Annotated in this window: 15 protein-coding genes; 3 read left to right on the top strand and 12 right to left on the bottom strand. The window is 72.5% G+C overall.

The window, feature by feature from the left end:
* Positions 1–291: 291 nt before the first annotated feature.
* Positions 292–495, top strand: coding sequence for a cold-shock protein (locus ACFVUY_RS41750; RefSeq protein ID WP_387737168.1), 204 nt, complete (start codon positions 292–294; stop codon positions 493–495).
* 195 nt (positions 496–690) lie between these two features.
* On the opposite strand, the gene ACFVUY_RS41755 is transcribed toward ACFVUY_RS41750, so the two are convergent.
* Positions 691–1,134, bottom strand: coding sequence for a MarR family transcriptional regulator (locus ACFVUY_RS41755; RefSeq protein WP_387737169.1), 444 nt, complete (start codon positions 1,132–1,134; stop codon positions 691–693).
* The gene (locus ACFVUY_RS41760; protein ID WP_387737170.1) at positions 1,134–1,730 is read right to left on the bottom strand and encodes a hypothetical protein; all 597 of its coding nucleotides are present in this window, start codon (positions 1,728–1,730) and stop codon (positions 1,134–1,136) included. Before ACFVUY_RS41760 ends, ACFVUY_RS41755 begins: the two co-directional genes overlap by 1 nt.
* A gap of 1,029 nt (positions 1,731–2,759) precedes the next feature.
* Between ACFVUY_RS41760 and ACFVUY_RS41765 the strand changes: the two genes are divergently transcribed.
* Positions 2,760–3,182, top strand: coding sequence for a hypothetical protein (locus ACFVUY_RS41765; RefSeq protein ID WP_387737171.1), 423 nt, complete (start codon positions 2,760–2,762; stop codon positions 3,180–3,182).
* 299 nt (positions 3,183–3,481) lie between these two features.
* The gene (locus ACFVUY_RS41770; RefSeq protein ID WP_387737172.1) at positions 3,482–4,075 is read left to right on the top strand and encodes an RDD family protein; all 594 of its coding nucleotides are present in this window, start codon (positions 3,482–3,484) and stop codon (positions 4,073–4,075) included.
* Positions 4,076–4,140: 65 nt separating this feature from the next.
* Here ACFVUY_RS41770 and ACFVUY_RS41775 read toward each other — a convergent pair whose 3' ends face one another.
* The 10 genes from ACFVUY_RS41775 to ACFVUY_RS41820 all read right to left on the bottom strand — a co-directional run bounded on the left by ACFVUY_RS41775 (position 4,141) and on the right by ACFVUY_RS41820 (position 12,505).
* Positions 4,141–4,467, bottom strand: a complete 327-nt coding sequence (locus ACFVUY_RS41775; RefSeq protein ID WP_387737173.1) for a hypothetical protein — start codon at positions 4,465–4,467, stop codon at positions 4,141–4,143.
* A gap of 122 nt (positions 4,468–4,589) precedes the next feature.
* Positions 4,590–4,847, bottom strand: coding sequence for a DUF6213 family protein (locus tag ACFVUY_RS41780; protein ID WP_387737174.1), 258 nt, complete (start codon positions 4,845–4,847; stop codon positions 4,590–4,592).
* Positions 4,848–4,965: 118 nt separating this feature from the next.
* Entirely contained in the window at positions 4,966–5,187 is a 222-nt protein-coding gene (locus tag ACFVUY_RS41785) for a hypothetical protein (protein ID WP_387737175.1), read from the bottom strand.
* Positions 5,188–5,266: 79 nt separating this feature from the next.
* Positions 5,267–5,809, bottom strand: a complete 543-nt coding sequence (gene tpg, locus ACFVUY_RS41790) for a telomere-protecting terminal protein Tpg (RefSeq protein WP_387737176.1) — start codon at positions 5,807–5,809, stop codon at positions 5,267–5,269.
* Between the two features lie 69 nt (positions 5,810–5,878).
* Positions 5,879–6,232, bottom strand: coding sequence for a hypothetical protein (locus ACFVUY_RS41795; protein ID WP_387737177.1), 354 nt, complete (start codon positions 6,230–6,232; stop codon positions 5,879–5,881).
* 108 nt (positions 6,233–6,340) lie between these two features.
* Entirely contained in the window at positions 6,341–8,857 is a 2,517-nt protein-coding gene (gene tap, locus ACFVUY_RS41800; RefSeq protein WP_387737178.1) for a telomere-associated protein Tap, read from the bottom strand.
* 262 nt (positions 8,858–9,119) lie between these two features.
* Positions 9,120–9,407: a helix-turn-helix domain-containing protein gene (locus ACFVUY_RS41805; RefSeq protein ID WP_387737179.1), complete on the bottom strand. Its 288-nt coding sequence runs from the start codon at positions 9,405–9,407 to the stop codon at positions 9,120–9,122.
* A gap of 95 nt (positions 9,408–9,502) precedes the next feature.
* Complete coding sequence (locus tag ACFVUY_RS41810) at positions 9,503–9,892, bottom strand: hypothetical protein (protein ID WP_387737180.1); 390 nt, start codon at positions 9,890–9,892, stop codon at positions 9,503–9,505.
* Positions 9,893–9,936: 44 nt separating this feature from the next.
* On the bottom strand, positions 9,937–10,890 hold the full coding sequence (locus ACFVUY_RS41815; protein ID WP_387737181.1) for a hypothetical protein: 954 nt from the start codon (positions 10,888–10,890) through the stop codon (positions 9,937–9,939).
* Between the two features lie 166 nt (positions 10,891–11,056).
* Positions 11,057–12,505 (bottom strand): hypothetical protein, encoded by a 1,449-nt coding sequence (locus ACFVUY_RS41820; protein WP_387737182.1) that lies wholly within the window; start codon positions 12,503–12,505, stop codon positions 11,057–11,059.
* Positions 12,506–12,545: the final 40 nt, after the last annotated feature.

Raw genomic sequence — 12,545 nt, forward strand, 5'->3', positions numbered from 1 at the left:
GACCGCACGCTGCGCGGCCCGGGCCGCCAGCTGCAGAGCGATCAGGTCGTCGGGAACAGAGATGTCATCAGGCACAGGAGAGGAGCCTACGGGGCAGGAAGCCCCGCCCTTCCACACTCCCTCGCCGGCCCAAGGGAGCGGTCGCATGATCTCTACCGTCGTGGGTACCGTCCGAGTCAGCAGTCGTGGATCCGAAGTACCGCAGCACCAGCAGTCGGAGGACCAGGGCGATCACCTCAACCCCAGGGGTACGCACCAGCGCGTACCCCGTCCCCGACCAGGGAGCAGCACATGGCCAGCGGCACCGTGAAGTGGTTCAACGCCGAGAAGGGCTTCGGTTTCATCGAGCAGGACGGCGGCGGCCCGGACGTCTTCGCCCACTACTCCAACATCGACGCGCAGGGCTTCCGTGAGCTCCAGGAGGGCCAGAAGGTGACGTTCGACATCACCCAGGGCCAGAAGGGCCCCCAGGCCGAGCACATCCGCCCCGCCTGACCTTCGTAACGCGGCGCCCCGCCCCGCACCGATCCGGTGCGGGGCGTTCGTCATGCTCGGACCCGGTCAGGGCAGGGTGGCGGAGCTCACTGACCTTCGGCCGAAGGTCAGTGAGCAGTGGCCCGGCAAGTTATGTCTGGCGATAACTTCTGTGGGCTTCCAACCCGCACTTCGGGGTCAGCGGATGCCAAGCGTTCAGCCGGTGGCGGCCAGGCCCCCGCGGCCGCCGCGCGGTGGCCGGCGGTGGTAGGCCGGGAGGATCACCTCGGGGACGTCGGCCGGCACCTCGGAGAGCGCCTCGACCCACTCCTCCTGGCTGCCCTTGAAGGCGATCCGCGGGTTGATGCGGTGCAGGCCGTTGGAGACGCGCCAGATGAGGCCGAGCTCGGCCAGGCGCCCGAGAGCGGGCGAGATGTTGCTCTTCTTGGTACCGAGCCGGTCGGCGATCTCCTCCAGCGTGAGGGGGACCCAGCCGCCGTCCGTCATCTCACTGAGCACCGTGTGCCAGACGTCGTACTGCAGAGTCGTCAGCCGGTACAGGGGTAGTGCACGCGAGAGGTCCTGCGCCGTGAACACCGAGTCCTCAGCGGTCAGGAAGGTCGCGGTCTCCTGGTCCTGGTCGTGGTGTTCGGCGGTCATCACAGCGACTCCAGCTTAGGTCGGCGGGTGCGGCGCGGCGGGCGGACCTCGCCCTCGGGCAGACGGATCTCGGGGATGCTGTCGGGCATCAGCGCCAGGGCTCGCTGCTGCTCGGCACTGCTGCCCCAGAAGGCGATGCGCGGGTTGATCCGGTAGCGGCCACGCTTCTCCAGCCACATGAAGCCCATGTCGAGAAACTTCGCCAGGGCCTCCCCGGCTTCCTTGCGGCCGATGCCCAGGCGCTCGCCGAGCTTGATGACCGTCGTCAGGACGATTCCGCCCTTGAGCTGCGCGCCGAGCATCGTGTGCCAGACGTCGTACTCGGTCGCGGTCAGACCGATGAACGGCAGCTTCGCCGACAGCTCCTTGGAAGCCATGTAGAAGGTGTGCCCAAGGAAGTCGAAGTCCTCACGCCGACCGGCCACCGACTCCGGCACTGGAGCCGGGTTCACCGAGACGGACTCACCCGGCTCAAGGCGGATCGCGACGACGTTCTGCCCGCCCGCGGTCTCGGGCGGCGGGGGCTTGGCCGGCTGCCGGCCCGGCCGGGACGAGGGAAGGCGCACCACACGGCCGCCCGTCGAGGGACTGATCACTACCAAAGGTTATCCCAGGAGATAACTTTTGTGGGCCTAGGACCCCCTTTCGGCGCGTCGAATCCGGAGTGTGGGGCTACGACCCTAAGTTACTCACTGGTAACGGGGGTTATGACCCCACACTCGTTCCGCATTCCCCCAGGTCAGAACGCTGCGCCTCTTTACATACCCAAGAACCACTTGCCGCGCCGCACGCTCTCCCATCGGGCTCCGCCCGATCCCGCCGACTGTGGTGCCCGGGCCCGGGCACCGGCTCTACCCCCGAGCCACCGGCGGGCTTGCCGCCCGGGCCACTGCCGCCGCCCGGGCCCGGCGCCGTAGCCGACCTGCTGACCGTTGCAGCTGGGCTGTACGGCGCCGATCACGGAAGTCCGGCTGCCGCCGGACCCGGGCCTTGACGGCCCTTTCCGCGCTCATCCAACCGGCAGCCGGCTTCCGTGCCCTGCCGGTACGCGATGGCGGCGCAGGATCATGGGCGCGGGCCGCGACGGGCGGGCCTGCCGCCGTTGTGGTCGTTGTGGATGGTGGCGCGGCTCGTTCTCGTCCAGGTGGGTTGTGACGGTTGGGCCCCAGGGTCGGCCCGCGGGCTGGTGGGTGGGCAGGCCGGTGCGACAGGGGCCTTGGCCCCGTACGGGTGCCCGCCAGCCCGTCGACGGCAACTACCCAGGGAGCGCCGTCCTCGGCGCGAGCGGTGCGGCGACGGGCCGACGGCGGGGCCGGCCGCGGCCCTGACGGCGGATCCGGCGGCGCAGGGTAGGCGGCAGCGAAGGATGGTCCAGCGCATCCGGGCGCTGGCCAGGGTGCGGTAGCGGAGCGCGCCGCGGCCGACCGTCCCGGTCGGGATCGACCGCGACGGCGTCGTGGTTGTTGCCCGGGCCCGGTCCGGGCGGCAGGGCACACGGGCCACGTTCCGAAGTGGGGAGATCGAGGGGAGGCCCCTGGCGCCGTGCCGCTGATCGATTCTCCGCATGCGCCCGCCCTCCGACCGGGCGAGGGTGAAGGGAACCGGAGGCACTGCGGGAGGCAACGGTGGGTGAAGCCAGAACCGACACGCCGGACGAGGCGCACCCTCGGCCGGCGGGGGTGAACGACGCGACCGTCGAAGCCCTGGGGGTGCTGTCGAAGGCGCTGGAGTACACGGTGCGGGCACGCGGTCACCTGGTGGCCTTCCACCAGATGACCGGCGGCGCTGACAAGATGCTCGCCGAAGCGGCCCGCCTGCTGCGCGAGGCCGGCCACCAGGAGCAGGCCGACCTCGTGGAACACCGGCTGGTGGGCCGCGACGTCCTGCCGGGCATGTGGACCTACCAGGTCGTCGAGGCCTACGACGACACCTACTACCGCGTCCTGGAACAGGCCGAGGACCAGGTCCGCCGCGAGCTCGCCGCCGGACGCCGGCACCTGTGGGAGGCCGAGATGCAGCAGGCCGCCCGCTCCCGCCGACCGGCCTGACCGACGGCCTCGACGGGGCGCAGCGCGGCCGGGTCCCGGGGAGACAGGGGGGTGGTCCGCGGGACCCGGCCGGTGGGAGGCCAGCAGCGCCGGGTGGCATGGCACGGCTGCTCTGCTCGGCGGCCCGGTGGTGCCGTGGTGGGGCCGCCGTGGCGGGAATGCTAGACCCGCCGGTCGGCCGGTGAACAGGGGTTTGACCTGCGATCTTTCGGCCCCGAACATGTCATTCGGGGTTGGAAGCCCCGGATTTTGCGCGCGCCCCGGCGTGCCCCGACCGGCCGGAGGGGCGTTGACCGGTCATGAACGATCCCACGCCATACCCCACCCTGCCGTCGCCCGCCGCGTCCTGGTGGCACGCCGGTGCCCCGGCCGGTCCGGCCCCGACCGCGTACGCGAGGAAGTGCGCCATCCCGGGGCTGGCGTCCTGGGCGCAGCGGGCGACTGCGGCGGGTGTGGAGGTGGGGATCGCGGGCGGGTTGATGACGGCGTATCTGGCCGGGTTGTCGGTGTTGTCGCCGGCGTTCGCGGCGTTGCAGGTGGTCGCGTTCTTCGCGGGCGAGGACATCCGGGGTGTGTTGGCGGGCGGGTACTGGGTGGTCGGCGGCGGGTGGCTGCTTGTGCAGTGGGCCGAGCGCGGGCGTACCGGTCAGGGGCTGGGTGGGCGGTTGGTGGGGATCGTGCTGGTGGACGAGGACACCGGTGCGCCGATCGGGGCGGCGCGGGCGCTGGTGCGCGGTGTTCTGCATGTCCTGGATGCTCTGCCGGGGTTCGCGGGGTTCGTCCGCCCGGTGACCCAGGTGCGGCGTCAGACCTGGGCCGACAGCATCAGCCGCAGTGTCGTCGTGCGCCAGGACGTGATCGATCGGATCGCCCTGCCCCGCCAGGGGCAGTAGTCGGCGCCGGCTCGCCCGTGCCGCGGCGCGGGCGTCGGAGCGGGCGGCGCACGGGCGTGGCGGCGTCAGCGGTGGGGGCCGATGAGCAGCACGGTGAGCACCGCGTCGTCCTGGCCGTCGTGCTCGGGGCGGGCGGTCGTGTCCGGGCCCCAGGTCCAGTAGATCCGCCAGGCGCCGGCGCCGGTCCAGGCGTAGGAGTCGAAGACGCGGCGGCCGGTGTGGCCGGGCAGGGCGTGGTAGCGGTGGGTGCGCAGGCCAGGGTGGCGGGGGTCGGTGGCGAGCTGGTCGAGCGCGCGGCGTACCCGGCGCAGCTTCAACGAGTCGGCCCGCCGTCCGCGTTCGAGGCAGGTGAGGGTGCGGGTGGCGGCGGGGGCGTAGTGCAGCGTCGGCATCAAGGGCTCCTTCGTTGGGGTATGCGAAAGGGCCCACCTGCGGGGGTGGGCCCTTCTTCCCTGCGAGACCGTTACTGGGCGGCTGCAAAAGCGTTTGCCGTGGACGGCGACTTCTTCCGGTGTCAGTCCTGGCCGGCCTTGGCGATGCACTGGATGTCCAGCTGGTCGGCGAGGGCGGCCAGCACCCCGCACAGGCCGCCGGTGGTCACCGGGTCCATGCCGGGCACCCCGTGCTGCGCCCACTCGTCCCAGACGGCGGCGATGCAGCGCAGCAGGCCGGTGACGGCGTCGGCCGGGACGACCAGGGCGCCGTTCTGGTCGTGGTGCACCGGGATCTGGAACAGCTGCTCGCCGTCGCCGGGGGTGTGCTGCTCGTTCATGAATTTCGTCCATTCGTATTTCGGGAATTCGGTCAAGTGGTTCATAAAAAAGGCTCCGGCCGCCTTTGTCAGGGCGGCCGGAGCCTTGTTTCGGCGACACGGAGTCGCTGCGAGGTGGTCAGCGGGGTGCCGGTCGTGCGCCGCGGCCCAGGTTCCACGGCCGGCCGGTGCACCCCAACGCGGCGCACAGCCGGACGGTACCGACCTCGTCGGCGAACAGAAGCCCGTCCTCGTCCAGGCGTGCCGCCCGGCCGCAGCCCGCCCACAGTGCCGTACTGCCGCCGACTACGACGGCCAGGTGCAGCACCCTGCGGGTGCCGGTGGCGGCGGGCGCGTACACGGGCTGACCGTCAACCAGGTATGGCGAGCTCAAGACGTTCTCCGGGGAGTTCGGGAAGTGCCAGCGCCGTGCACGTGGTCTACAGCTCGACGTCCATCCACGCGATGTCGTTGAGCTCGACGTCGAGGCCGCGGGCGCGGCGGCCGCCGTCCTTGAAGTACTCCTCGCGCAGGCCTTCGGCGAGGATCCGCTCCTGCTCGGCCTGGCCGGCTCCGGCGTCCCGGGCCGCGTACAGCCGCTGGGCGACGGCGCCGGGCATCTTCTGCGTGATGGTGCGCTGGCGCGGGTCGTCGGTGGAGCCGGCGGCCGAGCTGTAGCCGAAGGCCGCCTGGATGTGCAGCACGAAGCCGTTCTTCTCGGCGTCGCGGCGCACCCGCTGCTTGACCCGCGGCTGCCAGCTGGCGCGGACCTTGGTCTCGATGGCCTTCGCTGCGGCCGGCTTCGGGGTGCCCTGGCCCTTGAGCCAGCGCTGCACGGTGCGCTGGCTGACGCCGAGGTCCTGGGCGAGCTTCCTGGTGGAGCCCTTGGCGCCCTTGAGCAGGAAGCGCATCCGGGCAGCGGTGGACTGCGGGATCGGGCGGGTGCGCTCGGCGCGCTCCAGGCCCTCGTCGATCTCGCCCAACGTAGGTCTCCTTCCATGGTGGTAGCGGTGGTGGGGCCGCCCGGCGGCCAGGTGCCGGGCGGCCGGGGTTCAGCGGGTCCAGCCGATGAGGGTGAGGCGGTGGCCGCGGTCTTCGAGGTCGCGGCGGGAGACGGCTTCCTCGCGGGCGGTCACCAGCGGCAGCGCCAGGTCGTCGCCGTCGCTGGTCGGGACGTCGTTCCACACGCCGCCCTGGTCGTCCAGCCACAGGGCGGTGTGGTCCTCGCTCGGCGCGGCGGGCGGCGCCACGATGCCCGCGGCCTGCGCGGCGCGCAGCCAGGTGTCGGCCTGCTCGGTCAGCTCGGCCCGGATCTCCGGCTTCAGGCGGATCCAGGCGGCCGAACCCGTCCGGGTGTGGTTCCAGTAGGCGACGGTGAGCTGCTCGGCGCGCGGGTCGTGCTGCATGGGTCCCTCCCTGTTCCGGGCCGCCGGTCCTGGCGGCCCGCTGCTGATGGGTCGTGCGGTGCGGGCGCCGGCCGGGCCCGGGTGGTGCGCGCCCGGCCGGGGCGCCGGCTACTCGTCGGCGGAGACGATGCCGCCGGTCTTGATGTGCCGGGCCGGGTTCGCGTCGTCGGCGAGCAGCTCGGCGATCTCCGGCATCGGCCGGGAGCCCTCGAACTTGACCATCCCGGGGCTGACGCCGAGGCGCAGCGACGTGGTGAGGGTGCCGTCCGGCTTGGTGAGGATGTCCAGGGCGCCGGGGCCGGGTGAGGCGAACACCGCGCAGTCGGAGAGCACCGCGAAGCAGCGGAGCCCGGTGTCGCCGGCCATGCGCCGGAGTTTGCGGTGCAGGTTGACGGTGGCGGTGTCGATGACCAGGGCGCGCATCAGCGGGTCCCAGGTCGACCGCTCCAGGGCGGCCCAGCGCTCGCCGGGCTTGTAGCCGTGGCCGCGGGGGCGCTCGCGCATCTTGCCGATGGTGCCCTTCGCGGTCTGCTTGATCGCGGTCAGCACGGCCAGCTCCGCCGGGTCGCCCTGCTTGACGGCGGCCATGGCGTCCAGGAACGCCACCGGGTCGTCGGCGGTGAGCGGGACGCCGAGGGCGGCCATCGTGTCCAGGTACGCCTGCCGCAGCCGCTTGTGCCACGGGTCGAGGTAGGGGCCGTGCTCGTAGCGCAGGTACGCCTCGGTGGGCTGTACCCGGGCGCCGAGCTCCATGGCGTAGGCGACCTTCACCGTGGAGTACCAGGCTGGCCCGGTCGGGCGGGAGCCGTCCGCGGTGAACGGGCTGGGGAGCAGCGGGTTGGTGTCGACGGCGGACAGGTCGACCAGCCAGCTGCCGGGGGTCTTGGGGTCGAAGGCGGGGTTGAGCTCGTGCACCGGGCCGGACAGCGGCAGCGTCAGGCGGCCGGCGGCGGCGAGGAAGGCCATGTTCACATCGAGGCCGACCGCGAACGGCGCCGCCTGCTCGGCGTCGGTGAGGGGGCGGTGCCAGTCCCACGCCTCGGTCACCAGCTCGCCGCCCGCCTCGCGGTCCTGGGCGAGCGGGTGGACGTCCGGGACCTCCGGCGGCGCCGGGTCGAACGCGTCCTTCGGGCGGGAGCCCTCCACCGGCCCGGACGTCCAGCCCGTTTCGGTGCGCACCGCGCGGGTGGGCGGGCGCAGCGCGGTGACGAGTTCGAGGCCGGAGACGGCGGTGGAGCCGCGAGGGGTGAGGACGCGGGTGGCGTAGGTGCCGAGCAGGCGGGCCAGGTCGGCCGGGCCGAGGCCGTCGGGGATCTGCCAGCCACCACTCGCGAGGGCTCCCCAGGCGGGGATGCACAGCTGCACGCAGACCCGCTTGCCGTCCTCCGGGGTGCGGTAGATGCGGGCCCAGGGGCCCAGGCCGCGCTGGGTCAGCAGCCAGCCGGCCTTCTCCACCTGCTTCACGGCCTTATGGGTCTTCGGCAGCTGGCCCAGGCGCTGGACGAACTCCTTCTTCTCGTCCCGCCCGAGCGGGGGCAGGCCGAGCTCAGCCAGGGCGGCGTCGGTGAGCACGACCAGGGCGTCACCGTCCTTGCCGTGCCGGTGCAGCCGCGGCGAGCCGAGCTTCACCTCCAGCGCCCACTCCACGACGTCGGCGAGCGTGCGCCCGGACGGCACGGTCGACGCCGGCGTGCCGTCCGCGAGGTAGGCCACCAGGCCCTTGCCGGACGCGGCGACGTCCACTACCGCGAGCGGACCGGCCGGGAACCGCGCGGCCGCCGCGGCCTCCCAGTCGGACGGTCCCTCAGCCTTCGCCGCGGTCTTCGCCGGAGCCTTCCGGACTCGCGAGGACGCCTCCGGCGACGACCCGGGGCGGCGCTGCGCAGCGACCGGGGCGGCCGCGAGGGCGGTCTGGCGGGGCGCAGCGACCGAAGCGACCGAGGCGGCCGGCTCCGACGACACTACGGCCGCCGGTGCGCCGGGGGCGGGCTGCTGCGGGGCGTCCGGGCCGGCGGCGGGACGGCAGAACCCGCCCAGGTGCATCGGCCGGCCCTGGGCCCGGTAGACCGACGGCTGCCCGCACTGCACACACGGCTCCGGCGCCACCATCAGCAGCGAGCCGTCCGGGTTCTGGTCCAACATCACCGGCTGCGCCACCGAATCCGGCTGCCTGGCCACCGGAGCGGCCGTGAACGCCTCCGGCACCGCGGCCGGGGCCACCGGCCCCGGGGCGGCGGGCTCCGGGACGGCGGTCTGCCGTGCCGTCCCGGCGGATGCGGCGGTCTCGGCCGGGGCCGGCGCGGGCGCGGCGGCGCTGTCGGTTCGCACGAGGCCGGCGGCCTGCGCACGGCGCAGCCACTCGGTGGGCTCCACGGTGCCGTGCTGGAGCGCCAGCGTCGCGAGGAACCGGATGTACACCTCGCGCTTGGGCGGGCGGGGCTCCGTCGTCCCGGCCTCCCAGCGCACGATCGTCTCCCGCCGGGTCTTCAGCGCCGCGGCCAGCTCCTCCTGGGTGTAGTCGCCGGCCTTGCGCAGCCGCTCCCGCTCGGCCGGGATCGGCAGATCTTCCACCGGCTTCGGCCGGGCCAGCAGCGCGTCGATCGACGCGAACAGGTCCTCACTCATCGACACCTCACCTCCAACACACACCCTAGCGTGAAGGTAACTTATGGATCGCACATTTCAAACGAACGTCACCGATGCGGGGCATGCCGAGGGCGCACTGCTGACAGCAAGGGGTCTGGTCACCAGCCGGACGGGGGTCTACCCATGAGCCGGACATCCCTAAGAGAAGTAGAGAGAGAACGCGCCGAGCCCCTCCCGGACGCCGAAGGCCACCTACAGGTGGCCTTCGTGCGCGGCGCGCACCCGGCCGGGCGCGCGCCCGCTACACCGTGATCACCGTCTGGGTGCCGCCGACGACGGCGCGGCGCTTGTCCGGCAGCAGCTTCAACGCGTGGGTCGGGCCGACCACGAGGTCGACCACGGCGATGCCGTAGTGCGCCGAGAGCCGGTCGAGGTCGGCCACGGCCCAGCCGTGCCGGCCGGACAGCTTCCGGCTGACCTGCGCCTGGCTGAGCCCGAGCCCGAGCGCCAGGTCGACCTGCGACTCGCCAGTGGCGCGCAGCAGCGCCGCCACCGTGGCCCGCAGCAGGTCTTCCGTCGACGTGCCCATATACGCCTCCCGCATAGGTCATGTGTTGCACGTATAACGACTGGTCAGGGCGCTGGGTAACGGGCCTTCCGACGGCGGCACCGCCCGTGGGCCCGTCAGCTTCCGGCCGGGAGCGGGCGCGGCTCGGTCGGCTTGTCGGCGGCGAGGTAGGCGCCGGCGAGCTCGGCCAGGTCCCGCGCGAGCTCGTCCGCCGCGGCCCGGTCCGCGCCCTGGCCGACGCTCGTGCCGGCCAGGGCGATCGCGGTGTCGAGGTCGGCGGCGTAGCGCACCACGGAGTCGTAGATGCGGGCGGTGGTCATCAGGTCCAGCGGCACCTCGCCCCGCACGCGCCACATCCGCACGGTCTCGGCGACGTGGCGCAGCAGGGCGGTGACGTGGGTGGCGGGCAGCATGAGTTCGCCGTCGTGCCGGTACAGCACCAGCGGGAACCGGCCGCCGTGGGTTCCGTCCGGTGCGTCGCCGTTGTGGTCGGCGGTGCTGGTCAAGGCCGGTCTTCCTCTCGGTGGGTAGGGGAGCGGGTGCGGCCGGGTCAGCGGCCGACGGTGACCACTGCGGCGGCCGCGGCCTGTTCGGTGAGGGTGTAGGCGCGCCGGTCGCCGGTGCGGGCGGCCGGGACGACGGCCAGGTGAATCAGCAGCACTCCGGCCGGGATGGCCCGGGGCGCGGGTCCGGCCCAGCGCAGCCAGATCGCCACGCGTCCACTGGCAGCGGCGCGGGCGAGTTTGTCGGCGGTGGCGCGGCGGTTGCCGCGTTCAATCTCGATGACCAGATCGGGCAGGGCCGGGTGGCGGCACAGGAGGTCGTGCTCACCGTCCTCGGGGCGCTTGGCCGGCGCCTGCCGCTCGGGTTGCCAGCCGTTGCGGGTGGCCCACTGGCCAGCGACGCGGGACAGGTACTCCCGGACCCGGTCGGCGGGCAGGCTCCGGAAGTGGACGTATTCGCGAAGGTCGGCCGCCAGCGACTCGGCGATGCCCTCCCCCGGGACCCGGCCCTCCACTGGTTGGAGGCGGGCGTCGGGCCGGGGCGCCGGCTGTGCGGCCCGGGGCGCGGGTACCGGCAGCCAGCCCTTGGAGCGCAGCCGGGTGACCGCCTGGTGGTGTGCGAGTCGCAGCTGGTGCTGCTGGTCGTCGATGCTCACCGCCTCGGTGTCCCTGGTGACGAACGCGACCGGGCCGCGGAGCCGGATCCTGCGCAGTTCCGGGTTGAGTGCGGTGGCGTCCTGCGGGTCGACCGGCTCGGTGAGTTCCCAGTACATGCCGCCCGCGGTGGTGTTCACGCGACGTGTGTCCTGGTCGTAGGGCGCGAAGTGGTAGACGGCGATCGGGTAGCCGGCACCGGGGAGGTACTCGAAGCCCGCCTCCCCGATCCCGGCGTCCTCTCCCAGCAGCAGGCGGATCTCCCGCAACGGGGCGACACCGGAAACCAGCTCCCCGTCCGGGGTGACGAGGAGATAGTGCCTGGCGGGGAGGGCGGACTCGTGCACGGTGTGTCCGATCGGTCGGAGGGAACCCGGCAACGCCGGATGTTCGATCAGGTGTGCCAGGGAAAGCTCTAGATCGTCTTCTGCGAGGCAATCGCGACCCTGCCCGGCCAACGGCGCAGGCGCGATTGTTGGACGCCGTGAAGGGCGCTCTGGGCCTCTCTCTGGATCAGAGCGCTGCGTCAGGACGGAAGCCCGCCGCAGCGAAGGCTCGCGCTGCTTCCGCAAGCTCGACCGGGTCGATCGGCCCGAGCTCCTGTTCGGTGCGGCAGTCGGGGCACAGACCGTCAGCCGGCCCGGTGCCATACGAGTTGTATCCGCAGCCGTCGGTTGCGCACCACCACTTCACCTTCACCGGCCCCTCGCCCAGGCCGCCGACCTGCTGCGGAACACCGGCTCCGCCACCCGTACGCCGGTCGGCGCTACGCATCTCGCACGCTCGGCACGGCGCGCCCGAGCCGATGATCACCCCGTCCTCGCACGAGAGGTCCGGGCAGTCCGGTGAGGCCTTGACCAGCTCGACAGCCAGTCCCACCCCCGTTCGGGCGGCTTCCATGGGGTCCAGCCCAACGAGCTTCGCCAGGTAGCCACGGCTGACCCAGCGCCGCTGGATCCGCTCCGCCAGCTGCTCCGGGGTGCGGTGCTTGAGCTGTTCCCGGATCAGGTTGCCCAGTGGGTTCGCCGGGATGCGGGCCGGCAGCGGCTTGGCGGGCAGGGTGGTCAGCTCGACCGGGAAGGAGGCCACCACGGTCCGGACCTTCGCGGCTTGATCCCGGGTCATGCGGACACCGCCGTTCCTGGACTTCGCCGAACTGCCCGTCTTGTCGAACGCGGCGCAGCCGCTGCGCATCGCGTGCGCGCTACTACCTGTAGATGCCCTACGGGCGTCACCACCGGCTCGCGCCGGAGGCGCATCGGTTTCGTCTTTTTCACCTTCGTCTTGTTCCACCCCCCGGCGCGGGGGTACGGGAATTTCTGGGCTCTCCGGCATTACCGCAGGTCGTGCCGTACCCCCCGGCGCGGGGGTACGGAAGTTGGCGAGCTCGGGCATCCGGAAGTTCTCCACAGGCGGCACCGGCAGCTTCGCCTTCCTTGCTGCGGCCCTCTGAGCTGCGACTTTGTCGCAGTGGACCTTGAGGGCGGTCCTCACCGCGTTGAGCCAGGCATCGAACTCCGCCTCGCGCTGCTCCCTCTGGTCCTTCGTCTCGTCCTTCGGTGCGCGGTTCATCCCGTACCAGGCCGCCATCGACTGCGGGCCGCGGTATCCGCGCGGCGGCGTCTGGTGGACGATGTACCGGTTGCGGCTGACCAGACCGGACGTGGACCGGATCACCTCGACGGCGCCGAGCACCTCCAGCTGCAGCATGTACTTGCTGACGCCGTCCGGCTTCTTCAACTGAAGGATGCGGGCCAGGGAGGTCAGGCCGGGCCACACCTCGTTGTCGTCCCTGCTGACGTTGACGTGCGCGACCATCCCCCAGTACAGGGTGCGAGCGTCGCTGTCGGCGCCGGACAGGAGCATCCAGTCGCCGACCTGGCTGAACGGAGCACGCCGGCCGAGAGCGACCTCAAGCTCTTCGTCGAGCTCGGAAGGGTCCGAGATGAAGCTGGAACTCACCTCGCCACCTCCGATCCGGCGACGGGCGCCAGGGCCGGCC

This window comes from Kitasatospora sp. NPDC058063 (genome assembly GCF_042885395.1).
Classification (GTDB): domain Bacteria; phylum Actinomycetota; class Actinomycetes; order Streptomycetales; family Streptomycetaceae; genus Kitasatospora; species Kitasatospora lactacystinica.

Excerpts from the sequence above, each read along its gene's own strand:
- ACFVUY_RS41770 (WP_387737172.1), top strand. The coding sequence starts at position 3,482 with ATGAACGATCCCACGCCATACCCCACCCTGCCGTCGCCCGCCGCGTCC.
- ACFVUY_RS41780 (WP_387737174.1), bottom strand. The coding sequence starts at position 4,847 with ATGAACGAGCAGCACACCCCCGGCGACGGCGAGCAGCTGTTCCAGATC.
- ACFVUY_RS41795 (WP_387737177.1), bottom strand. The coding sequence starts at position 6,232 with ATGCAGCACGACCCGCGCGCCGAGCAGCTCACCGTCGCCTACTGGAAC.
- ACFVUY_RS41775 (WP_387737173.1), bottom strand. The coding sequence starts at position 4,467 with ATGCCGACGCTGCACTACGCCCCCGCCGCCACCCGCACCCTCACCTGC.
- ACFVUY_RS41805 (WP_387737179.1), bottom strand. The coding sequence starts at position 9,407 with ATGGGCACGTCGACGGAAGACCTGCTGCGGGCCACGGTGGCGGCGCTG.
- ACFVUY_RS41750 (WP_387737168.1), top strand. The coding sequence starts at position 292 with ATGGCCAGCGGCACCGTGAAGTGGTTCAACGCCGAGAAGGGCTTCGGT.
- ACFVUY_RS41755 (WP_387737169.1), bottom strand. The coding sequence starts at position 1,134 with ATGACCGCCGAACACCACGACCAGGACCAGGAGACCGCGACCTTCCTG.
- tap (WP_387737178.1), bottom strand. The coding sequence starts at position 8,857 with ATGAGTGAGGACCTGTTCGCGTCGATCGACGCGCTGCTGGCCCGGCCG.